Source organism: Blautia parvula (genome assembly GCF_020215665.1).
Lineage (GTDB): Bacteria > Bacillota > Clostridia > Lachnospirales > Lachnospiraceae > Blautia > Blautia celeris.
The window spans coordinates 200,853-222,429 of the sequence record NZ_CP084061.1 but is presented as its reverse complement, the minus strand read 5'-3'; the positions used below and the strand labels follow the sequence as shown (position 1 = coordinate 222,429).

The window sequence follows — 21,577 nt, the reverse complement described above, 5'->3', positions numbered from 1 at the left end:
GCCGCCGTCTTCTATGCGGCCCGAAAGCTTTTTTCTGTTTGCAGATTTATTTTTCTTAAATGATCTTCAGTTTCTGAGCCAGCACAGCCAGCTTTGTTCCTCCCGGCAGAGACAAAAGTTCCTGTCTGGATGGTTTCGCAATAAAGAGATATGCAATAAAATACACAGCAACAGCCAGCGCAATGGAGGGAATCAATGCCAGCAAATTGGAATGGGGCAGAGCTTTTGCCAGAAACCGCACTCCCTTGTACACCCCGAATGCCACTGCTCCCATGGGAATGGTAGCTAAAAGCGGAGGCAGATAAGCATATCTCCAGGGATTCTGATATCCCAGATATTTCTTCAGCGCCCTGTCATTGAGCACACACATCACTATGGCATAGACAATCATGGCAATAACCACGGCATAGATGCCCGCATTGGTGAAAAACAGCAGTACCGCAAGAAAAACCACGTCCACAGCCAGGGAAACAGCTGCGTTGATCATAGGAATATTGGCCCTTCCGATTCCCTGCAGCACACCATTTGATATATTGGATGTACTGTTTAAAATAACCGTGATGACACCGAGCACCATGAGCTTTCCTGCCACGCCTTCTGTGGAGGGGAACAGCAGGGAGGTCACCGGCTGTGCCAGCACAGCAAGACCCACAGAGGCCGGCATGGAAATCAGCATACTGATCCATGTGGCATTGTTTATCTTTTCAATAGCCCCCTTCACATCACCGGTGGCATAGTGGGCGGAGACCTCCGGAATCATGGAGGTTGGCGCCGTACTTGCCAGTGTCAGGGGGATATTGATCAGCGTCATGAAAAATCCAAACTCCGCATACAGCACCTTCACCTGGCTGTTGTCCATCCCTCTGAAATCGGAAATGCTTGTGTACATCACACCATTGATATAGCCATTCACATTGTAAATAAAGGCGCTGAGAATAATGGGAGCCACAATCAGCACAATGTTTCTCATAACCTGCTGATAACTCTCATCCACAGACACTTTGTCCCTGGCGATCCGGCGGTTGATGGTCTTCCTGTTCACACTGTATACAAACAGCATAAAAAGAAGCGCTGCCGTAACACCTGCGCCCGTACCGATGGTCGCTCCGGCGGCACTCCATCTCTGCAGCGTATCCTCACCTGCGCCTGCGAAATGGTGAACCATAAAGTTTGCCATCAAAAGCGCCACTACCGCAACTGCTATCTGCTCCACGATCTGTGAGATCGACGTGGGCATCATATTCCTGTAAGCCTGGAAATATCCGCGGAACACACCCAGGATACCCGAAATGAAAATGGTGGGGGCCAGCATCTGAAGCGCCAGTCTGGCATTTGCCACACTGTCCGGCACTAAGACAGAAGCGCCGAACACACATATGAGCGCCACAATGCCTCCTGCTATGACTGCATATAAAAGGGCACCTTTAAAAACCCTCTGCGCGTCCCTGTACCGTTTGAATGCGATCCTCTCTGACATGATCTTGGATACAGCCTGCGGAATACTGAAGGATGCGATCATCAACAGAATAAAATAGACATTCTGCGCAAACTGAAAGCAGGCAAAGCTCTCTCTTCCCAAAAGAGAAGACAGCGGACTTTTGTAAATCATTCCGATGATCTTTGAAATCAGTGCTGCAACCATTAAGAAAGACGCGTTTTTTACTAATGTATTACTATTCTTTTTACCCATTTGTCCAAATTCCTCTATCTGTTTTCTATCTGCCAGTCAATTGGCTCCAGGCCATGCTCCTGCAGAAAAGCATTTGCCTTGCTGAAATGACGGCATCCGAAAAATCCGCGGAACGCAGACAGCGGACTGGGATGAGGTGCTTCCAGGATCAGGTGGCCGGGATTGTGCAGCATACTCTTTTTCATCTGCGCCGGTCTTCCCCATAAAAGAAATACCATGGGCCTGTCCTGTTCATCCAGAATACGGATCGCTGCGTCCGTAAACTCCTCCCAGCCGATCCCTCTGTGGGAATTTGCCTGATGGGCGCGCACAGTCAGCACTGTATTCAGAAGCAGTACGCCCTGCTTTGCCCATTTTTCCAGATATCCATTGTTGGGTATATAACAGCCGCAGTCCTCCTGCAGTTCCTGGTAAATATTCACCAGGGAAGGAGGAATCTCCACATCCGGCTTCACAGAAAAACACAGGCCGTGAGCCTGTCCGTCATTGTGATAAGGATCCTGTCCCAGTATGACCACTTTCACCTGGTCCAAGGGGGTAAAATGAAATGCATTGAAAATATCGTCCGGTGCGGGGAATACCTTTCTTGTCTGGTATTCCTGCCCCACCTTCGCGAACAATTGTTTATAATATGGTTTTCCGAACTCCGGCTTTAAAGCCTCCAGCCATTCTCCCTGTAAAGGCGGCATAAAAACATCCCTCCTGCATTTTTATCATGTCCTCTAGTTTAGCAGAATCCATCGAAAAATGCAAGGAGGTGTCGCAGAACCCCCGGTTACTTTTCTTCCAGCTCAAACCAGAATTCCACCCCGTTGTCATAGTTCACAACGCCGAACTTCTGGTGCATTCCCTCCATAATAGCCTTGACAATTGACAAACCGATACCGCTTCCGCCGTATTCCCTGGTACGGGCTTTGTCCACTTTATAGAATTTTATCCAGATCTTATCAAGATCCTCCTCCGGAATGGGTCTGCCTGTGTTGAAGACGGAGAGGCGCACATGATTGTCCCTTCTTCTCATCTTCACCTCGATCTTCATATCCCCATCCACGTGATTCAGGGCATTGGACACATAGTTGGTCACCACTTCCTCCACCTTGAACTCATCGCCCCACACATATACAGGCTCATCCTGAGGGAAGGAAATCTGCGCGCCTTTCTGGTCTGCCAGAAGCTGCGCAGACTGCACGACGCCTCTCACAAGGTCCGTCAGATCAAAACGTTCCATGGCAGTCTGGTCATTGCCGAACTCCAGTTGGTTGAGAGACAGCAGCTTTTTCACCATATTGTTCATTTTGGCAGACTCGTCCATAATGACATCACAGTAAAATTCCCTGCTCTCCGCATCGTCATTGATACACTCCTTCAGGCCCTCCGCATAGCCCTGGATCAGAGCGATGGGCGTCTTCAGCTCATGGGATACATTGGAGAGAAATTCCTTACGCATCTCATCAATCTGTTTCTTCTGCTCAATGTCCTCCTGCAGCTCATTGTTGGCGGTCTTTAACTCGGATATGGTATGTTCCAGCTCCTCGGACATCTTATTAAAATTCTGCCCCAGAGTGCCGATCTCATCCTCCCCGCCGCCTTCATATCTGGCCTCAAAATCAAGATTGCTCATACGCCTGGAGATTTCAGTCAGTTCCAAAAGAGGCTTTGTGATCCGCTTGCTCATAAACCAGATGATCCCGCTGCTTATCATAATCACGAGAAGCCCGATATAGACGTAAAACATATTGGAGATTTCCACACTGTCCCGGATACTCGCCATGGGCATACGAATCAGAAACGCGCAGTTTCGGTTTTCCATCACGCCCCACATATCCAGATACACCACATTTTCCTTATCATCTGTGTTCTGCTCCAGCGTATAGGAATCATTTGCCGAAATGACTTCCCTGTTTTCCGGCATCATGCCCCAGATATATCCAAAGAGAAGCCTGGTTGCCAGCAGATCCGGATTCCGGCCGTCATTGGCTATGATGGTCCAGTCCTGAGAGCTCACGTCCACGAGTACCCAGGATATATTCTTTTCAATACAGAGCCCCTGCAGATGCGTCCTGCCCTCCGGGTCATTGAAGGCCTGCTCATTCAATGCTTTATAGACCGTTTCCAGCGAGTCCGCTTTTCTGGAAATGTAATATTTCTCCAAGAACAGCCGGTTTACTGCCGTTATGGACAAAAGAGACAAAAGCGTGATCCCGATAAAAGAAACTGCCAAACGCACCTTAATTGATTTTCTCATGTCTTATACCTCAAACTTATATCCCATGCCCCAGATGGTCTTGATGTATTCACCCTTGTCCCCCAGTTTACTGCGAAGTTTCTTTACATGGGTATCAATGGTGCGGGCATCGCCAAAATAATCGTAATTCCATACAGAATTCAGAATCTTCTCCCTGGAAAGCGCAATTCCCTGGTTTTCCAGGAAATAGGTCAGCAGCTCAAATTCCTTATAACTCAGCTCCATGGGCTGCCCGTCAATGGTTGCAATATGGGATGCCTTATTCACCTCAATACCGCCTGCTGACAGAACATCACTGCTTCCGCAGATATTTGCTCTTCTCAGGATAGCCTCCACCCTGGCAACCAATATCTTCGGACTGAAAGGCTTTGCAATATACTCATCCACGCCCAGCTCAAATCCCAGAAGCTCGTCCCTCTCATCTCCCCTGGCTGTCAGCATAATAATGGGCACCTTTGACTCCCTGCGTATTTCCCTGCATACCTCCCAGCCATCCATCTTCGGCATCATGACATCCAGAATCAAAAGGGCAATGTCCTTTGTAGCATAAAATATATCCAGTGCCTCCTCACCGTTGCCGGCCTCCAGCACCTCAAAATCTTTCTTAACCAGGAAATCGCGCACCAGCTTGCGCATCCTGCTCTCATCATCCACTACCAGTATTTTGCATTTTTCCATATCCGTTCCCTCTCTATTCCTACAGACTATTTCTGTCTGTTTTTTATGTACCTGTTTGACTCATACTGCCGGCAGAAACCGTAATATCCCTGCCATTTCAGTTAAATATAGCAGAAAAATTTGTTGAATTTGTGAACAAATGCTTTTATACAAACTGATTGATATCTATTTCATCCTGCTGTCTGATCTCCTGGAGAACCCACCGCTCATTCCGGTAAATAAATTTCCAATATTCATAAAAGCTCTCTTTTTTCGTGTTGCCGCGCACACAGATTTTTGTGTTCCTGTTAATATAGTACCCCACCATGCTGCCGTGAATCAGATACCAGATACAGTCATTCTCCTCTCCCAGTTCGTCATAGGCCCCTACCGGCACTGCGCTCAGAAGCTTTACATGCTTCTGTACCACTTCTTCCTCCCTCACTTCCATCCACTGAATCTTCATATTAAAATCTTCCAGCAGTTCCTCACTGAGATAGGCAGCCGCATAACCGGCGTCCATCCGTCTCCAGCACTCCTGTATTTGATAATAAGCCTCCTCCACCTGGCGCTGTACTTCCCGGTAATCCCAGTTTCCTCCGATTTTTTCATATTGGCGCATAAGATTTCTGCTTTTTGCAGCAGCTTTTTTGGCTTTTATTGTAAACGCGATTGCTCCGCCGCAGGTAACGACAATAGCATTCACCCCGAAAAGAATATTCCCCGTCAGATTGCTGCGGGATGAGGAGCGGCCGCTGTGGTAACTGCCTCCCCCGGAACTTCCGCTGTGTCCGCCGCCTCCGCCCGAACTTCCGCCGCCGGCCCGTCCCCAGACAGGCACAGCCAGAGCAGTCAGAAGTATTCCAAGAAGTAAACAGCCGTGCCAGAACTTCCTATACTTTCTTTTCTTATTTGATAACTTCATCATCTCTTCTGTCTGCAGGGAAACTGTCCCCCATGGGCCCTCCCCCTGCTTTCCCCTTGTGATTCATTTAAATTCAGTCTATCCCAGACAGATTTATCTGTCAAGCCTGCTGCTTCCCGCCTGTGCACAAAACAATTTTTTTACGCTTTTCCCTTGACAAAACCATAAAAAGACGCTATTCTATAGTATACTTCCACAGTGAAGTCCAGTTATGGGCTTGTACTGGTTTCGACGGGGGTTTTGAAGTTGGGGAAGCCATCCGCAGACTCCGGGACTGCGCAACAACCTGGAACTTAAATATAAACGCAGACAATAATAATTTAGCGTTAGCTGCCTAATTGCAGCTTGTCGGCCCCGGGTCACCTGCTGCCCGGGAATCCGGCATCGACTTTGCAGGGCCCTTTACTTTCAAAGCTTTGAGAAAGTAAAAGATTCATGAAGCTACTAAGTACATCAGCCTGTCATCCGGCGGTTGTATGAGGGAATGTTAAAAGAATGACTGTGATGGGAGATGCCTCAAGGGATAGACTTTCGGACGCGGGTTCGATTCCCGCCAGGTCCACTTAATAGTGCAAATCCGAATCAGGAGTGTTCGGATATTGACTTATCAGCTCCACTTTTATTTTACCCGGAATGCCTGGTTTTACCGGCATCCGGGTCTTTTTTTATTTCCAGGACACTCTGCATTTTCATTCCCTTTGTACATTCAGTGTAACGAAGGTCTTTTTTTGCATTATAATGTCGAACTTTCCTTTCTCTATACGAATCTCCTTTATAATATTATAGAACATATGAGGAGGGTAAATAATCATGCATACAAAAGATAAAATCATAAGGCAATTTGGCATTACTTCAAAATATAAAGGATACCGCTATCTGCTGGACGCAATTCACATTGCTGCCGAGAATTACGATGAATGTCTCAAGGTGACAAAGGATGTCTATCCTGTCATTGCTCATAAGTATGGGGTTACCAAAGTCAGTGTAGAACGTGACATAAGAACTGTGATCGAGAAGTGCTGGGACAACAATAAAACATATCTGCAGGAGCTGTCCGGCTACAAGCTTTCCAGATGCCCCTCAAACAGCGAATTTATAGATATTATCGCCTACACTGTATACCGGAATCAATAGACTGCCTCGGATGGCAGTCTGCTGTTTCCATTATTTACCAGTTTATCTGTCAGACTTACGGTTTTATAATGGAGGCAGGGGTGATTTGATTGGAAAACTCTGATAAAAAGGCAGACAAAGCATTTGAAGCGTGGATCGCCGAAACGGTCAGACGCGAAGCTGTTCCTAAAGAGACGCAGAGCGAACAGGAGCTGTTTGACAAGATATCCGCTGAAGCAAAACGCCGCGGACTTTTCCATGAATGATTACGGCTCTGCCGTGAACAGTAACATAGGGCTGTCCGCATAGGGCAGCTCTTTTTCATTCTGTTTGCATTCCCTTTTGGAACGTAATATAATAAAATCTAATCAGGCAGTTATAAAAGCCTGTACTAAAGAACAAAAACAAAAGGAGACAAAAATGGCACTGATCTTAATTGCTGAGGATGAAAAAGGTATGCAGGATATCCTGACAGACTATATGCGCCACGGAGGACACACCTGTATAACGGCAGATGACGGCATAGACGCTGTGACGATCCTGAAAAATAATCCTGTGGATCTGGCTGTCCTGGATATTATGATGCCCCATCTGGACGGCTTTTCCGTATGCCGGATTGCCAGGGAAATGTGCAGTATCCCTATTATATTTCTCACGGCAAAAGACAGCGAGACAGACAAATTAAAAGGCTATGAATACGGCGCCGACGATTATATCACGAAGCCCTTCAGTCCCAAAATACTGCTCGCCAAAATCAATGCCCTCCTGCGCCGCGCTGCGTCTGTCCATCCGCAGGATATCCTAAGCGCCGGAGACATAGTGCTGCAGCTCTCCTCCCATACAGTTACCGTCAGCGGCACGGAAACTGTACTGACCCATAAAGAATTTGAACTGCTGCGCCTTTTCATGCTGAACAAAAACCAGGTCTTTTCCCGGGAACAGCTCCTCAACCGTATCTGGGGATATGATTTTGAAGGGAATACAAGAACTGTGGATACCCACATCAAAACTCTGCGCCAAAAGCTCGGCAGCGAAGGAGAGCATATTGTAACCCTCATCCGTTCCGGTTATAAGTTTGAGGTATGACTATGAAAAAAATACTATCTGCATTTCAACTGACCACGATCCGTAAAAAAACACTTTTGCTCTCAAAACTCATGGGCGGAACCATTGTCTTATTCTATCTGCTCACTTCGGAGCTGCCTGCAGACAGCAGTCTTTCTTTTCTCATATGGTTCTGCCTTATGGCAGCCGTTATCATCTGTGTGGATATTCTGCTGGGGCGCCTCATCTCCACCCCCTTAAACGAAATCAACCGGGAGGCAGAGCGGATGGCACATCTGGACTTCACAGCACGCTGCCGCATAAACTCCAACGACGAATTCGGCAGACTCTCTCAAAGCCTGAATACCATGTCCGCCAATCTGCAGGACGCACTGCAAAAGCTGGAGCAGGCAAATATCCAGCTTGAAAAAGATGTGCAGAAAGAGCGTCTTCTGCAGGCTCAGAGAAAAGAGCTGACCGATAACCTGTCACACCAGATGAAAACACCCCTTGGACTCATACGCGCTTATACGGAAGGCTTAAAGGATGAGGTGGATGAGACAAAAAAACAGCAGTATCTGGATGCCATACTATCTGCCGAAGACCGGATCAGCCATATGCTGGTATCCCTGCTGGATCTGTCCGCACTGGAGTCCGGTTCCGCGGAACTTTCTGATGAAACCTTTGATTTTATTGAAATGGCAGAGACGTGTGCCGGACACCTGCTCCTCGGCACCCCGGGCGGAAATTACCGTTTCACTTACCGGCTTCCTGATACTCCTGTTCTGATTCGGGCAGATTCAAAACGCATGGAACAGGTGCTGGACAATCTCATTGAAAATGCGAGAAAAAATGTCCGGGAAGGCGGTGAAATCCGCCTCACTATAAGCTGTTTTGAAAAGGAGCTGTCCTTTTCCCTGTTCAATCAGTGCGCCCCCATTCCGGAACCGGAACTGCCAAAAATCTGGTCCAAGTTCTACCGCGGACAGAATACTGCCGGCAGCGGTTCCGGACTGGGGCTGGCGATTGTAGCCCAGGTGCTCTCAGCATACCGGGTTCCCTATGGCGTCCGTAATCATAAGAACGGAGTGGAATTCTATTTTTCTTTCCCTATTATCACATGATTCCCGGACAACGATTGCCCTTTTGCAGCGGACAGTTATTTCACATGAACTTCACAGCAGTCCCACACTGACTTCACCTTCCCTGTATAGACTATCTTATACAAGGGAGGTGATTTTATGTTCTTTGGTCTTGCATGGTATTGGTGGCTCATAATCGCCGTGATTTTTGCACTTTCCATACCTCTGAAAGTGAAATTTATGAGATGGTGGAACAAACGCAGAGTGGAAAAAAGAAAGTTCGATAACGACAAATGGGGGGATGAATCATGATTGATGTTAAGAATCTTCGTTTTTCTTATAAAAAGGGCCATGAAACGCTGCGCGGTCTGACGTTTGCTGTGGATGACGGAGAAATTTTCGGTTTTTTGGGGCCCAACGGTTCAGGCAAATCCACAACACAGAAAATACTGACAGGGATTCTTGGCGGTTATTGCGGCGAAGCACTCCTTTTTGGGCAGAAACCGGATGCACATCCCATGGATTTCCGAAGTCAGATCGGTGTGCTCTTTGAATTTCCTTACCTGTATACAAATCTGAGTGCTCTTGACAATCTGAATTATTTTGCTTCTTTCTATCCCGCCGGAAGACGCAGAAATGCTGCAGAACTTTTGGAAATGCTGGAATTTAAAAAGGAATTTCTACGAAAGCCGGTATCTTCCTATTCAAAAGGCATGAGGCAGCGGGTCAGCATGGCAAGAGCGCTGATACACAATCCCAGGCTGCTGTTTCTGGATGAGCCGACCAGCGGGCTTGATCCATCCGGAGCTGTGCTGTTTCGGAAAATCATTGAGGAGGAACGCCGAAAAGGAACTACCGTCTTTCTTACCACCCATAATATGCTGGATGCCGACCTGCTTTGCGACAGGGTCGCATTTATAGCGGACGGGGAGATCAATGCACTGGATACGCCGCAAAAGCTGAAAGAACAAAAGAACAGCAATATGGCAGAGGTCACTTATCTCTATGAAAATAAGCGCTGTACTGTCAGCGTGGAGCTGTCCCGCCTATCCCGGGTTTTCCCTTTCCCACATGATAAAATCATCAGTATCCATACAAAGGAACCCACTTTGGAAGATATCTTTATCCAATATACAGGGAAGGGGCTGATTTCATGAGATATGTTGTATTTTCTCTTCTCAAAAAAGATTTCCGCCTGATGCTGGCATCAAAATTTTTCCTGCTGGCACTTGGATCCCTTATTCTCTATTCCTGTTATATTAACCTGGTCTATGTCCGTTTGGACCAGGAAATCTACCCTGTATACCTCTATGACCCCATGGGGGTTCAGAGCACTGCCTCCTCTGCAGCTATAAGATCAGAGAGTGCAGAGCAAATGCATCAGGCCTGTTCAGACGGTTATTCTGTAGGGATTGACGCCTCCGGCCGTGTTCCCCGCATCTACATGGTCTCCTCCGGTATCAGGCGCACCGACAACAGCAGGGCAGCCTATGCGGTATCCCTGCTTTTCCCAGATTCTGAAACGAAAACTGTAGTCATAGGCACCAATACAAAGGAAATGAAAAACAGGCGGGAGATCACCTGTGAATTTCTCTTCTTTGAACTGTCTGCAGTGGGATTTCTCGGACTGGCTTCCACCCTGTTTAAAGAAAAGCAGATGGGTGTCATCCTTGTGCACAGTACGCTGCCGGTCAGTCAGACTTACATAGTGCTCTCCAAACTGGTGCTCTTTCTCGCGGCAGATTTGATCTTCGCGGCATTACTGACTTTAGTTAATCTTGGTGTTTCACAGGGACTATCCGTACTGCCTGCTGTTATGATCCAGGCAGGTATTCTGTCCGTTGTCATGGCACTTACAGGTTTTTTCTGCGCCGTATGCCTGCAGGGTTTCCGGCAGTTTTCCCTTCTGTATCTAATACTTGCCGTATTTGTCACAACACCGGTTTTTCTTGCGGGGCAGACCGGTATATCCTGGAAATGGATCAGATACCATCCTATGTATCACTTGTTTATGGCTCTGAAAAACGCATATTTCGGCATGAAACCTGCAGGTAACATATATTATGCAGTCTGTGCAGCAGCGGTTCTGTCACTGTTTATGCTGATCTGCCGGACTCTGAAACATGAAATGGCAAAGGAGGGGTAACATGACAGGAATAACCTTTCAGTTAAAAAATGTCCGCCGCGATAAAATGTGTATCCTGACCTTTCTGCTTCCCATCCTTGCAGGACTGGCTGTCAACCTGCTGTCAGGTATAAACTTATCCTCAGTCAGTGAGACAGGTTTCGCCGCAGTCAAAGACAGCCTCACCTCTGACGCTGTCCATTGGCTCCGCAGCATGGGGCGTTTGGAAATGTATGAAAACAGACAGTCTATGGAAACTGCAGTCAACCAGCCAGCCTCACAGTTGATCGGTGTGATCCAAAACGGAGACAGCCTCACTGCCGTTCTCTCCGGAGATGAACTGGAAGTAAATACCGTAATCGGAAATACCCTTCCTAAGATGTATGAGGAGCGGGCAGCACTTTCCTCCTACGAGATAGATATTGTGCCGGGAGGCAGCAGTGACAGCTTAAAACCGCTGCTGACAGCCATCACCATGGCAACTGCTCTGTTCATGGGATGTACGTTCAACGCTATGAATATGATCAATGAAAAGGAAGAGGGAATCGGATTTGTGAATGAAGTGATGCCTATGACTAAGATGGGCTATATGCTGCAGAAACTCTCTCTGGGATATATAGGTGCCGTTCTGTCCGCCGCGCTTACTGCCTTTATCTGCATACGCATATCCCCGGATATGATAATCCCGCTGCTTCTGGTCATTTTATTGTCTGCTTTTCTTGCCGCTCTTGCGGGATTGTTCATCGGACATTTTTCAGACGGGCTTATGTCCGGGATTGTCTGTATTAAAATGGTTATGATACTGTTCCTTGCACCCCCGGTGCTGTTCTATCTGGTCATTCCGGAAGACAGTTTCCTGCATACCATAACATATCTGCTTCCCTCAAGCGCTGCTTTTTATGGCATCCTGGACCTTATAAACGGATACTGCGGACATATGCAGGAATACATCCTTGTACTTCTGCTGCACAGTATCATCTGGCTGGCTGCGTATCTTCTTATGTGCCGCCAAAGAAAGTCATAGCATACATCTGATCACTGCTTTACAGCGGCCGGAATCCTATCCCGGCCGCAGCTTTTCTTACCTGGTGATATCCTTCTTCAGTTTATCCACGATTTCCTGAATACATCCATCCTCAAAGGGGGAGCGCAGTCCGGCTTTCCGCAGAAGATTTTCAAAATAATCCGAAGCAGACAGTCTGCAGAGCTGCAGATAGCTTTTCCACGCTTCCTCATAATTCTCCTGCATCTTATTTTTGAACTCAAAGGCACAGAGCTGTGCAATCACATAGTCAATATAATAGAGAGGGAAGCTGTAAATGTGATGCTGCCGCTGCCAGTAACCGCCCTCTGCAAAGAACTGCAGACTGCCATAATCCAAATGCGGTTTATAGGTCTTCTCCAGCTCTTTCCAAACGGCTTTTCTCTCCTTTGGCGTCATATCCGGATCATCATAGACCCTGTGCTGGAACTCATCCACCATACAGCCGTAGGGAATGAATAATACCGCATCTTCCAGATGCATCTCCCGGTATGCCTCAGCCTTGACTCCGGCAAAAAACAGAGGATACCAGGGCTCCGTGAAAAACTCCATTGACATGGAATGGATCTCTGCAGTCTCCATACCGATATCAGCATGCTCCCGAATAGGGTCCTCTGATGCCAGATACCCCTGAAAAGCATGCCCGCACTCGTGTGTAATGACATTCACATCATCACTGGTTCCGTTAAAATTGGCAAAAATAAACGGAGATTTATAATCCGGTATATATGTCATATATCCGCCCACTGCCTTTGTCTTTCTACCGAACACATCCAGAAGCTCGTTCTCCATCATGAAGTCAAAAAATTCCCTTGTCTCTTTTGAAAGCTCTCCGTACATTTTCTGTCCGGCTTCCAGAATCTCTTCCGGTGTCCCAAACGGCTGGGGATTTCCATCCTTTCCATAGACCTGTTCATCTGAAAAATACATCTTATCCAGACCCAGGCGCTCTCTTCTGTTCTCATACAGACTCTCCGCAAATGGCACAAAGACCTCTTTTACCTGCCGTCTCAGATTTTCCACCTGTTCTCTCTGGTAGCTGTTCCGCTGCATACGCAGATACCCCAGCTCTGTATAACTCTCAAAGCCCAGCTCTTTTGCCTGGCGTGTCCTGTTCTTTACCAGCTTGTCGTACAGCTCATCCAGTTTATCCGCAATACCCATGAAGAATGCATTCTGCTTTTCATATGCCCGTCTTCGGACTTCCGGGTCTTTATGCTTGAGATAAGGACCTAAAAGAGACAGATTTAATATTTCCCCATCCCAGTCTATTTTGGCACTGGCCAGGAGTTTTTCATATTCTGTCACCAGCGCGTTTTCCTCCTGCATGATCGGTATCACGGATTCATTTACACAGCGGAAGGAAAGCTCCATATTTTTAAATGCTACAGGCCCGATGATCTGCTCCAGCTCTTCCCTGAACCGGGAATGATACAGCAGTTTCAAATACTCCACAGACAGGTTGCTGTAAGCAGGCACCTGTTCATCGTAGTAAGCCTTTTCTTCTTCATAAAACGCATCTGTGGTATCCATGCTGTGCCGGATGGATGCCAGGGTGACCTGTGTGGAAACCCGGTCAGAGAGGGCATAATACTTTTTGTGGATCTCAAACTGTTCCTGTGCACTTTCTGCCATTTCAAATGCCTTCATCAGTCCCAGCAGTTCCTCTTTTACTTTTCCAAAGTCAATTCTCTCATACGGCATATCACAAAATTTCATGTTGGTTTCCTCGCTTTTCACTGAATTTATTCCCGCGCTTTTTTATAAGTTTTTTACTTTAAATTCCCGCTCAGCTTCTCTTTTCTGATCCTTCTTGGCAATGTCCTGCCTCTTGTCATACAGCTTCTTGCCTTTTGCGATGCCGATTTCCACTTTCACAAGGCTGCCTTTGAAGTAAACCTTAAGCGGTACCAGGGTATAACCCTTCTCTGCTATTTTTCCTGCGATCTTACGAATCTCATACTGGTGCAGGAGAAGCTTTCTGGTTCTCAGAGGATCTTTATTGAAGATATTCCCTTTCTCATAAGGGCTGATATGCATGCCGTAGACAAAGACCTCGCCTCTGTCAATCTGAATAAAGGACTCCTTAATGCTGCATTTTCCCATGCGCATGGACTTTACCTCAGTGCCTGCAAGCTCGATACCCGCCTCATAGGTATCTTCTATAAAATAATCATGATAGGCTTTTTTATTGTTTGCGATCAGACGAATCCCTGATTCTTTTCCCATAATTTTAATCCTTTCCTCTCACCATTTCTTCACTTTCCCCGATCACAGGTGAAAAATCCACTGCTTTTGTGACAATATCCGCATTTTCAACCCGCACCTTTACTTTCTGTCCCATGATATATTGCCTTTTTGTCGTTTCGCCGGTCAGGCTGTAATGCTCCCTGTCGAAGATATAGTAGTCATCGGTCAGTGTATTGACATGCACCAGCCCTTCCACTGTATTTGACAGTTCCACGTAAAAGCCCCATTCCATAACGCCGGATATGGTGCCCTCAAAGATTTCGCCCAGATGGGATTCCATGTATTCTGCTTTCTTCATCTTCACGGTTTCCCGCTCCACTTCCTCTGCTCTGCGCTCCAAGGTGCTGGACTGATTGGCAACCGCGTCCAGGAGATCCCCATAATGTTTTTTCTTATCCTGGGTCATTCTTCCATGGATGGTCTCCTTGATGATCCTGTGTATCTGCAGGTCCGGGTATCTCCTGATCGGAGAGGTAAAATGGCAGTAATATCTGGCTGCCAGTCCAAAGTGCCCGCTGCAGTCAGTGGTGTATTTTGCCTGCTTCATGGAGCGCAGAAGCAGTCTGGAAAAGAAAGGTTCACAATCCATTCCCTCGATTTCATCCAGAATCCGCTGCACTTCTTTTGGATGGATCTCCTGCTTTGCCTTTTTCACTTTGATCCCCGTTCCGCGTATCATGGAAAGCACTGCCTCCATCTTCTCCGGGTCCGGATTATCGTGCGTTCTGTACACAAAGGGAATCTCCCTGAAATAATACTCCTCCGCAACCGTCTCATTCGCCAGCAGCATAAAATCTTCGATAATTTCTGTTGCCACATTCTGTTCATAGGGATATATCTCTGTAGGCCTGCCGTTTTCATCCAGCTTTATCTTGCTTTCCGGGAAATCAAAGTCAATAGCTCCCCGTTTTCCTCTTTTCTTTCTCAATATCCCTGATAATTCCTGCATAAGGAAAAACATGGGGGCCAGTTCCGCGTATTCCCCGGTAACCTCCTCATCCTCGTGGAGCAGGATTTTTTTCACATTCGTATATGTCATCCTTCTGTCCACATGAATGACAGTCTCTGCGATCTTATGCCCAATCACATTTCCCTTCTTATCAATATCCATGAGACAACTGAGTGCCAGGCGGTCTTCCCCTGCATTCAGGGAACAGATGCCATTGGACAGCTTCTTGGGGAGCATGGGAATGACACGGTCAACCAGGTAGACACTGGTTCCTCTTTTCAGTGCCTCTCTGTCAAGGGCACTGTTGTATTGTACATAATTGCTCACATCGGCAATATGCACGCCCAGATGATAGAACTCTCCCTCTTTCGTAATAGACACCGCATCATCCAGATCCTTTGCATCTTCCCCGTCAATGGTGACCATGGTCCAATCCCTCAAATCCATGCGTCCGTAATAGTCACCCTCATTGAGGGTTTCCCTGATTCTTTCCGCCTGGTTCAGCACCTTTTCCGGAAACTCCATGGGCAGGTCATAGCTTCTGGCCACAGACATGACATCCACGCCCTTTTCACCCAGATGGCCCAGAATCTCCTTCACCTTTCCCTCCGGGTTTCTGCTTCTGCTGCCGTAACTGCGGATAGCCGCCACTACTTTATCACCGCTGACAGCACCCATGGAGTGTTCCATGGGGATAAAAATATCTTTTGAAAATTTTCTGTTGTCAGGAACCAGGAAGCCAAAGCTGTCACTCTTCTCATATGTGCCGACAACCTCTTTCATTCCGTGTTCCAGTACCTTGACCACTGCGCCTTCCCTGCGCCTTCCGTCTCTTTCCTCTCTCAGGATTCTTACCTGTACGGTATCCTTGTGGAGCGCATCACCGGTGTGTTCCTCGGGGATAAAAATATCCTCGTCTTCACCTTCCACCTCCACAAAGCCGAATCCCTTGGCATTGCCCACAAAGGTTCCTGTCAGATAAAATTCACGTTTTGCTTTGTTTTTCTTCTCATATTCACGGGAAGGTTCCTTTTCCTTCTTCCCGCTCTCTTTTCTCACCGCCTCATAGCGGCCCCGCTTGTTGATGCTTATTTTTCCTTCCTCCAGCAGCATGTCCAGAGTCTTATGAAGCTCCTCTCTTTTTCCTGCCGGAATCTGTAAGAGCACTGCAAGTTCCTTCGCCCGCATAGGCGTATACTCCTTGCAGCACATGATCTCATACAGCATCTTTTTGCGTTTCTTAACCTGCGCATTTTTTTTCAAATATTTACTCCTAACTAAAGGCGTCTTTCGCCTATAAAAATATGACACCCTTGCGTGACTGCAAGAGTGCCATCTCTTAAAATTTCAGATTCAAAACCAGTGCCAGAACAAAGAATAAAATTCCCATGATCTTAGTGGCTTTAACCAGTGCCCCTTCCATAGAACGGCCCTTGTTTTTACCCCAATAGGTATCAGCCATACCAGCAATTGTGCCAAGTCCCTGAGATTTTCCTTCCTGCATCAGAATAATAACGGTCAACCCAATACAATCAATAACGAATAAAATCGTCAGTACAATTCTCAAAATTTCCATGATTACACCTCCTAATCGTCAAACAAAATTAGTGTATCACAGTATTTCCGAGATTTCAACTGTTTTTAGCGATTTTAGCCTGTTTCTGGAAATATTATAGTTACTGTTCACTGCGTGCCCAGTATCACGCTTCGCGATGCACAGATATGGAGCATTCTGCTCTGTATCGCGCCGGATGTCTCGGGATTTTATCTCTCAAATGGTGTCTCATAACAAGCCTGCGCGCCAAGAGAATCCTCAATCCTTAAAAGTCTGTTATATTTTGCTGTACGTTCTGAACGGCAGGGAGCACCTGTTTTGATCTGTCCCGCATTCACTGCAACAGCCAGATCCGCAATAAAAGTATCCTCACTCTCACCGGAGCGGTGGGATATCACTGCCCGATATCCTGCTTTCTGGGCCATTTCCACAGCATCCATAGCCTCTGTCAGAGTGCCGATCTGGTTTACTTTCACCAATATGGCATTTCCCGCGTTTAACTTAATACCGCATTTGAGTCGTTTTACGTTCGTGACAAACAGGTCATCTCCCACAAGCTGCACCTTTTCACCAAGCTCCTGCGTCATGAGCTGCCATCCGTCCCAGTCATCCTCGTGTAAGCCGTCCTCTATCGAGACAATCGGAAATTTATCCAGCAGCTCCTGGTAATATTCTACCATTTCCCTGGAATTTCTCTGTACTTCACTGCCGTTCATCTGGGATTCCCCTGGAAAGTAATAACAGTCTTTTTCCTGGTCATACAGTTCGCTTGCCGCAGCATCCATAGCATAGCAGATCTGTTCCCCCGGTGCATAACCGCACTTTTCCACAGCCTGATTCAGGATCTCAAATACTTCCCCGGCACTGCTCAGATTTGGCGCAAAGCCGCCCTCGTCCCCTACTCCTGTGGATAACTCTTTGTCCTTCAGTATCTTTTTCAGAGCCTGATAGATTTCTGTACACATGCGCAGACCTTCATGGAAGCTCTCTGTTCCCACCGGCATGATCATAAATTCCTGGAAGTCTACCGTGTTGTCCGCATGTTTTCCTCCGTTTAATATATTCATCATGGGAACCGGCATTCTCTTTGCGTGACATCCGCCGAGGTACTGATAAAGAGGAAGCTTCAGGGCTTTGGCGGCCGCTCTCGCCACAGCCAGCGACACACCCAGCACCGCATTGGCACCTATATGCTCCTTGTTGTCGGTTCCGTCTGCTTCCAGAAGGAGATTGTCAATATGACTCTGCCTCAGCGCGTTTTCTCCAAGCACAGCGTCTGCCAGCTTCACATTGACATTGTTCACAGCCTTCTGTACACCAAGGCCTCTATACCTTTTTTCTCCGTCTCTCAGCTCAACTGCCTCAAATCTTCCCGTAGATGCGCCGGAGGGTACGATCGCCCTTCCTGTCACCCCGTCTTTTCCCACTATTCCTTCACCGACTGTCACTTCCACTTCCACAGTCGGATTTCCTCTGGAGTCTAATACTTCTCTGGCGTATACCTTTCGTATTGGTAAATAACGATACATGGCATTACCTCCTGCAATTTCTTCATACAAAACTAGTATTGTCTGGCTCCGGTAAAAATATGCCTTGACAAATTATTTTACGCTGTCAGGATTTATTCTGTGTTTCAAAAATTTTCCAGACGTTTGCAGGGTCCGTCACATCCTTCTCCGTAAGATCCGTAGTCTGAATGGCAAAAGCCTTCAGATCAATATCCGTTGCTGCCTCCTCCATGGCAGTTCCATCCGGCATTTTTTCGCCCTCGATCACATTGGCAAAAGTTACGGAACTGAAAAGCTCCGGTGTTGTGATTCCTTTTGCCAGCGCGGTGCAGGCAGACTCTGTGCCGTATACATATTTGTACTCATGGGCTACCACCACATTACTCTCATTTTTAATGTCTGCCGCATTTCCCATCCTTGTCCAACCGCTGTTGACGGTCCAGGAATAAAGTTCCGTAAGTGCCTTTGGATTCCTGCTGCCGTCCTGGTTTGCAGTAATGACATCTGCCACCGGCACCTGTACTGTGACAAAGACAAAAGCGTCATTTATCCCCACATTGGTCACCTTAGGATCTTTGATCAGCTTTTTATTGGGCGTGATATCCTGCTTTTCTTTCTCAGGCACAGCGTCCCACTTCGGTTCTGTCAGGGTAATATCCACTTTACCGATGGTTAAATGGTTTTTCACCTGTTCCCTGTCCGTAAAGTACGCCGCCGCACTTCCGGCCAAAAGTATGGCTGCCAGTGCCAGACATAAAAGAAATGCTTGTTTTTTACTCTTCCGTGTTATGTTTCTCATAATACGTTCCTCCTGAAATTTTCACTGTTTTTAATAAAATAAATAAAATCACACTGCCTGTTAAAAAAAATACGGCAAACTCTTCTGCGTTTTTCATAAACGCCTTTCCCACATACGGGACGCTAAACAAAACCTTACCTTTTATCTGGTGTACTCTCACCAAAGCCGCATCCGGCACCGAATTGGCATCCCCCTTTGTCACTATTCCCGCTTCTGTTCTTCGGAGAATCCGGTGCAGGACCAGTTCTCCGTCATTTCTTTCAAAAGCCAGAATGTCCCCCTGCTGCAGGTGATCGGCATCCGCGCGGAGATTTACCCAGGATATACTTCCCGTTTGAATGGCCGGTTCCATTGATCCGCTGACAACAACAAATGGACGAATACCGAAAATACATAAGGCTATGTTGGCTATCAAAAGCAGACAAAGTACCCAGTACAAGATTTCCCCTATGCGGTAACATGCTTTTTTCATTGTTTTCTCCATTTCCACACCGCATAGGCCGCAGCCGCAGATCCCAGACACAGAACCGCTGTCAAAAAGAGGGCTGTATCATCACCTGTCTTCGGGGAGCGTACTGTGGCTTTTTCTTTTGTCCAGTCTCCCTCTCCCACAGCCTCCACGGTTACAACAATATCCAGGCTGTTCTCCGTGTAGTATTTTATGATATTTCCACTGCTGTCATATTTTGTATCCCACGCAGAAGGAATGGTAAAAGAACGGAAGATGTCTGTTTTCTCACCTTTTTTCAGTTTCTTCTCATAGTAATACCAGCCATCCTCCCGTCGTTTCCATTCTTTTGGCATTCCCTTTATCATATCCTCTGTGACGGGCAGCTTCACCTCCTTTCCCATGGTCACTTCAATCTTAGCCCGAATCTCACATTCATTTTGCAAATTAGTGACTCTGGGAATCTTTATGATCTCCTGTCCGGGCATAACTGCCTCCAGGTCCTTCCAGGGTACTTCCCGGCCGTTTCTATCCAGGGTGAATTCTTCAAGCCTGATATCCACCTTCCCCTTGGCTTTTTCCAGACCTTCGGCCTTTTCTGCCAGGACAGGGACCGGAAGACTCAATCCTACAAACAGTAGGCAGATGCACAACAGCGGATGATATCTCTTTCTTTTCATACATTCCCCTCCTCTTTCCCTGTTTTTTTGTTCCTGTCAAAATGTTTCCATGCCTCCTGCCAGGCGTCTTTTAAAAACTGGCCCTGCTGGTAAGATTCCGCATAGACACTCAGGGAAAATCCCCGCTTTAACAATTCTTCCGGTGCACCCTCTGACACGGTAATCTGTCTCAGCAGTTCTGTAGTGATCTCTCCCATCTCCAGTGCGCTTTTGTAATAATAGTATCCATCTTCTGACTTCTCCCAGTTTTCTGAATCGATTCCCAGATGCAGATAGGGCAGGATTTCCTCATCATCCATAAGAAGCCTGCACCGTATAAAACAACTGGATTTGCCTTTGTTGGCAATCTGCACGCTTTTTGCTATGACCTCCCCGGGCTTTAACTCATCCGGGGGATGAAATTCCTCTGTGATCTCCAGATTGCTGTCACCCGGTCTGATTCGGTTGCTGCGCGCGTCCTGGTCACTGAAATAAGCACTCCCCACACCCACAGCCAGACCGGCTGCTGTCAGCAGAAGAATCAGCAGCAGCAGTGCCGCGGCTTCCTTCAGCCGTTCTTTTTTTCTGACTTCACTCATGTTCTTCCTTTTCCCTCTTCAAAATAATATTTTCACAGACAGACGTATCTGACCAGTCCTGCCATTCGTCTTTATGATTGATAAAGACTGCGCGGCCGGCATCGTTTTGGATCAGGTCAAATACCACGGTATCTTCCTTCCTGGTGCCTCCTGTTATTTCTGTAATATCTTCCAGTGAATACCGCATAACTTCCATCTCATATGCCGTGTAAGTACCGGCAGGTAATTCCGAAAATGTGACAGTTTTTCGGATCGTACCATCACTGTTTTTCTCCTGTTCCGTATACTCCCTGGTAAATTCGGCAGTTCCATGCAGAATATGTGTCTTTCCTTCCAGATCCACCCCCTTAACCTCAAACAGAAAAATGGGGTTGCCGTTGGCAAAATTGATCTCATCCGCACGGATCTCTTTTTCCAGAATGAGTTTTACTTTTCTCGGTGTATTCCTGGCCGCAACCTCCAGGGTCTTTCCCGCGGATTCCTTATTTATAGAAAATGCGATCTTCTCATCGGACAGTTCGTATCCCTCCGGCGCAGTCTGCTCAATGAAGAAGTAACTGTTCCATGGTAAATTTTTGACTGTGATACATCCCTTATCATCCGTAGTGTATTCTCCTACTTTTTTGTTTTTACTTGTATAGAGATAAAAAACCGCACCCTTTAAGGTCTTGTCAGACTCTGATGATAATTTCTTCAAAGTCACATTTCCCTTTTTCACAGGCTCCTCTGAGCGGACGCTTTTCCGGTATACGGTCTGATTCAAATCCGTGTTTGTAAAGGTAACCGTATATGTATTTTTATCCAATAGTGATAGGTAATTCTTTGATATTATCTCCGAATTTTCCCCCACTCTACACCGTACATGAGACTTTCACCTCATACGGCGT

23 protein-coding genes and 1 other RNA gene are annotated in these 21,577 nt (G+C 47.0%); 9 read left to right on the top strand and 15 right to left on the bottom strand.

Going from position 1 to position 21,577, the window contains the following annotated elements:
• Window positions 1–55: 55 nt before the first annotated feature.
• From LC508_RS01180 to LC508_RS01160, 5 genes are all read right to left on the bottom strand, one after another.
• Window positions 56–1,690, bottom strand: coding sequence for a putative polysaccharide biosynthesis protein (locus tag LC508_RS01180; protein ID WP_033141129.1), 1,635 nt, complete (start codon window positions 1,688–1,690; stop codon window positions 56–58).
• A 14-nt stretch (window positions 1,691–1,704) separates the two neighbouring features.
• Window positions 1,705–2,379 carry a uracil-DNA glycosylase gene (gene ung / locus LC508_RS01175; RefSeq protein WP_103731378.1) on the bottom strand — a complete coding sequence of 225 codons (675 nt, stop codon included), beginning with the start codon at window positions 2,377–2,379 and terminating at the stop codon, window positions 1,705–1,707.
• A gap of 86 nt (window positions 2,380–2,465) precedes the next feature.
• Window positions 2,466–3,935 carry a sensor histidine kinase gene (locus tag LC508_RS01170; RefSeq protein WP_033141131.1) on the bottom strand — a complete coding sequence of 490 codons (1,470 nt, stop codon included), beginning with the start codon at window positions 3,933–3,935 and terminating at the stop codon, window positions 2,466–2,468.
• A gap of 3 nt (window positions 3,936–3,938) precedes the next feature.
• Entirely contained in the window at window positions 3,939–4,613 is a 675-nt protein-coding gene (locus LC508_RS01165) for a response regulator transcription factor (protein ID WP_054352361.1), read from the bottom strand.
• A 145-nt stretch (window positions 4,614–4,758) separates the two neighbouring features.
• Window positions 4,759–5,520: a Tim44 domain-containing protein gene (locus tag LC508_RS01160; RefSeq protein WP_103731379.1), complete on the bottom strand. Its 762-nt coding sequence runs from the start codon at window positions 5,518–5,520 to the stop codon at window positions 4,759–4,761.
• A 210-nt stretch (window positions 5,521–5,730) separates the two neighbouring features.
• On the opposite strand from LC508_RS01160, the gene ssrA reads away from it, so the two are divergent.
• The 9 genes from ssrA to LC508_RS01115 all read left to right on the top strand — a co-directional run bounded on the left by ssrA (window position 5,731) and on the right by LC508_RS01115 (window position 11,905).
• Window positions 5,731–6,082, top strand: a transfer-messenger RNA (tmRNA) gene (ssrA, locus tag LC508_RS01155).
• A 245-nt stretch (window positions 6,083–6,327) separates the two neighbouring features.
• The gene (locus tag LC508_RS01150; protein ID WP_033141133.1) at window positions 6,328–6,651 is read left to right on the top strand and encodes a sporulation initiation factor Spo0A C-terminal domain-containing protein; all 324 of its coding nucleotides are present in this window, start codon (window positions 6,328–6,330) and stop codon (window positions 6,649–6,651) included.
• Window positions 6,652–6,740: 89 nt separating this feature from the next.
• Window positions 6,741–6,896 carry a hypothetical protein gene (locus LC508_RS01145; RefSeq protein WP_156120842.1) on the top strand — a complete coding sequence of 52 codons (156 nt, stop codon included), beginning with the start codon at window positions 6,741–6,743 and terminating at the stop codon, window positions 6,894–6,896.
• A gap of 154 nt (window positions 6,897–7,050) precedes the next feature.
• On the top strand, window positions 7,051–7,716 hold the full coding sequence (locus LC508_RS01140; protein WP_054352358.1) for a response regulator transcription factor: 666 nt from the start codon (window positions 7,051–7,053) through the stop codon (window positions 7,714–7,716).
• Between the two features lie 2 nt (window positions 7,717–7,718).
• Entirely contained in the window at window positions 7,719–8,798 is a 1,080-nt protein-coding gene (locus LC508_RS01135) for a sensor histidine kinase (RefSeq protein WP_330659987.1), read from the top strand.
• Window positions 8,799–8,915: 117 nt separating this feature from the next.
• A complete protein-coding gene (locus LC508_RS01130) occupies window positions 8,916–9,068 on the top strand; it encodes a hypothetical protein (protein ID WP_181014410.1) in 153 nt (50 codons plus the stop codon).
• A complete protein-coding gene (locus tag LC508_RS01125; protein WP_103731381.1) occupies window positions 9,065–9,913 on the top strand; it encodes an ABC transporter ATP-binding protein in 849 nt (282 codons plus the stop codon). The genes LC508_RS01130 and LC508_RS01125 overlap by 4 nt, the downstream gene beginning before the upstream one ends.
• Complete coding sequence (locus LC508_RS01120) at window positions 9,910–10,902, top strand: ABC transporter permease (RefSeq protein ID WP_103731382.1); 993 nt, start codon at window positions 9,910–9,912, stop codon at window positions 10,900–10,902. The genes LC508_RS01125 and LC508_RS01120 overlap by 4 nt, the downstream gene beginning before the upstream one ends.
• A gap of 1 nt (window position 10,903) precedes the next feature.
• Window positions 10,904–11,905, top strand: coding sequence for an ABC transporter permease (locus LC508_RS01115; RefSeq protein ID WP_033141138.1), 1,002 nt, complete (start codon window positions 10,904–10,906; stop codon window positions 11,903–11,905).
• Between the two features lie 57 nt (window positions 11,906–11,962).
• On the opposite strand, the gene LC508_RS01110 is transcribed toward LC508_RS01115, so the two are convergent.
• The 10 genes from LC508_RS01110 to LC508_RS01065 all read right to left on the bottom strand — a co-directional run bounded on the left by LC508_RS01110 (window position 11,963) and on the right by LC508_RS01065 (window position 21,387).
• Window positions 11,963–13,642 carry a M3 family oligoendopeptidase gene (locus tag LC508_RS01110; RefSeq protein WP_103731383.1) on the bottom strand — a complete coding sequence of 560 codons (1,680 nt, stop codon included), beginning with the start codon at window positions 13,640–13,642 and terminating at the stop codon, window positions 11,963–11,965.
• Window positions 13,643–13,684: 42 nt separating this feature from the next.
• Window positions 13,685–14,152: an SsrA-binding protein SmpB gene (smpB, locus tag LC508_RS01105; RefSeq protein ID WP_033141140.1), complete on the bottom strand. Its 468-nt coding sequence runs from the start codon at window positions 14,150–14,152 to the stop codon at window positions 13,685–13,687.
• Between the two features lie 4 nt (window positions 14,153–14,156).
• Window positions 14,157–16,349, bottom strand: a complete 2,193-nt coding sequence (rnr, locus tag LC508_RS01100) for a ribonuclease R (protein ID WP_103731384.1) — start codon at window positions 16,347–16,349, stop codon at window positions 14,157–14,159.
• A gap of 112 nt (window positions 16,350–16,461) precedes the next feature.
• The gene (gene secG, locus LC508_RS01095) at window positions 16,462–16,698 is read right to left on the bottom strand and encodes a preprotein translocase subunit SecG (protein WP_018596465.1); all 237 of its coding nucleotides are present in this window, start codon (window positions 16,696–16,698) and stop codon (window positions 16,462–16,464) included.
• 188 nt (window positions 16,699–16,886) lie between these two features.
• A complete protein-coding gene (eno, locus tag LC508_RS01090; protein ID WP_033141141.1) occupies window positions 16,887–18,206 on the bottom strand; it encodes a phosphopyruvate hydratase in 1,320 nt (439 codons plus the stop codon).
• An 85-nt stretch (window positions 18,207–18,291) separates the two neighbouring features.
• Window positions 18,292–18,984, bottom strand: coding sequence for a TasA family protein (locus LC508_RS01085; protein ID WP_052099417.1), 693 nt, complete (start codon window positions 18,982–18,984; stop codon window positions 18,292–18,294).
• Window positions 18,959–19,456, bottom strand: a complete 498-nt coding sequence (locus tag LC508_RS01080) for a signal peptidase I (RefSeq protein ID WP_054352356.1) — start codon at window positions 19,454–19,456, stop codon at window positions 18,959–18,961. Before LC508_RS01080 ends, LC508_RS01085 begins: the two co-directional genes overlap by 26 nt.
• A complete protein-coding gene (locus LC508_RS01075) occupies window positions 19,453–20,112 on the bottom strand; it encodes a hypothetical protein (protein ID WP_118594049.1) in 660 nt (219 codons plus the stop codon). Before LC508_RS01075 ends, LC508_RS01080 begins: the two co-directional genes overlap by 4 nt.
• Window positions 20,109–20,690, bottom strand: coding sequence for a hypothetical protein (locus LC508_RS01070; protein ID WP_054352354.1), 582 nt, complete (start codon window positions 20,688–20,690; stop codon window positions 20,109–20,111). Before LC508_RS01070 ends, LC508_RS01075 begins: the two co-directional genes overlap by 4 nt.
• Window positions 20,683–21,387 carry an MSCRAMM family protein gene (locus LC508_RS01065; RefSeq protein WP_225305291.1) on the bottom strand — a complete coding sequence of 235 codons (705 nt, stop codon included), beginning with the start codon at window positions 21,385–21,387 and terminating at the stop codon, window positions 20,683–20,685. Before LC508_RS01065 ends, LC508_RS01070 begins: the two co-directional genes overlap by 8 nt.
• Between the last annotated feature and the right edge of the window lie 190 nt (window positions 21,388–21,577).

Excerpts from the sequence above, each read along its gene's own strand:
- LC508_RS01075 (WP_118594049.1), bottom strand. The coding sequence starts at position 20,112 with ATGAAAAGAAAGAGATATCATCCGCTGTTGTGCATCTGCCTACTGTTT.
- smpB (WP_033141140.1), bottom strand. The coding sequence starts at position 14,152 with ATGGGAAAAGAATCAGGGATTCGTCTGATCGCAAACAATAAAAAAGCC.
- LC508_RS01140 (WP_054352358.1), top strand. The coding sequence starts at position 7,051 with ATGGCACTGATCTTAATTGCTGAGGATGAAAAAGGTATGCAGGATATC.
- LC508_RS01120 (WP_103731382.1), top strand. The coding sequence starts at position 9,910 with ATGAGATATGTTGTATTTTCTCTTCTCAAAAAAGATTTCCGCCTGATG.
- secG (WP_018596465.1), bottom strand. The coding sequence starts at position 16,698 with ATGGAAATTTTGAGAATTGTACTGACGATTTTATTCGTTATTGATTGT.
- LC508_RS01160 (WP_103731379.1), bottom strand. The coding sequence starts at position 5,520 with ATGATGAAGTTATCAAATAAGAAAAGAAAGTATAGGAAGTTCTGGCAC.
- LC508_RS01115 (WP_033141138.1), top strand. The coding sequence starts at position 10,904 with ATGACAGGAATAACCTTTCAGTTAAAAAATGTCCGCCGCGATAAAATG.
- eno (WP_033141141.1), bottom strand. The coding sequence starts at position 18,206 with ATGTATCGTTATTTACCAATACGAAAGGTATACGCCAGAGAAGTATTA.
- LC508_RS01165 (WP_054352361.1), bottom strand. The coding sequence starts at position 4,613 with ATGGAAAAATGCAAAATACTGGTAGTGGATGATGAGAGCAGGATGCGC.
- LC508_RS01130 (WP_181014410.1), top strand. The coding sequence starts at position 8,916 with ATGTTCTTTGGTCTTGCATGGTATTGGTGGCTCATAATCGCCGTGATT.
- LC508_RS01085 (WP_052099417.1), bottom strand. The coding sequence starts at position 18,984 with ATGAGAAACATAACACGGAAGAGTAAAAAACAAGCATTTCTTTTATGT.
- LC508_RS01070 (WP_054352354.1), bottom strand. The coding sequence starts at position 20,690 with ATGAGTGAAGTCAGAAAAAAAGAACGGCTGAAGGAAGCCGCGGCACTG.
- rnr (WP_103731384.1), bottom strand. The coding sequence starts at position 16,349 with ATGCTGTATGAGATCATGTGCTGCAAGGAGTATACGCCTATGCGGGCG.
- LC508_RS01080 (WP_054352356.1), bottom strand. The coding sequence starts at position 19,456 with ATGAAAAAAGCATGTTACCGCATAGGGGAAATCTTGTACTGGGTACTT.
- LC508_RS01110 (WP_103731383.1), bottom strand. The coding sequence starts at position 13,642 with ATGAAATTTTGTGATATGCCGTATGAGAGAATTGACTTTGGAAAAGTA.
- LC508_RS01150 (WP_033141133.1), top strand. The coding sequence starts at position 6,328 with ATGCATACAAAAGATAAAATCATAAGGCAATTTGGCATTACTTCAAAA.
- LC508_RS01125 (WP_103731381.1), top strand. The coding sequence starts at position 9,065 with ATGATTGATGTTAAGAATCTTCGTTTTTCTTATAAAAAGGGCCATGAA.
- LC508_RS01180 (WP_033141129.1), bottom strand. The coding sequence starts at position 1,690 with ATGGGTAAAAAGAATAGTAATACATTAGTAAAAAACGCGTCTTTCTTA.
- LC508_RS01170 (WP_033141131.1), bottom strand. The coding sequence starts at position 3,935 with ATGAGAAAATCAATTAAGGTGCGTTTGGCAGTTTCTTTTATCGGGATC.
- ung (WP_103731378.1), bottom strand. The coding sequence starts at position 2,379 with ATGCCGCCTTTACAGGGAGAATGGCTGGAGGCTTTAAAGCCGGAGTTC.
- LC508_RS01135 (WP_330659987.1), top strand. The coding sequence starts at position 7,719 with ATGAAAAAAATACTATCTGCATTTCAACTGACCACGATCCGTAAAAAA.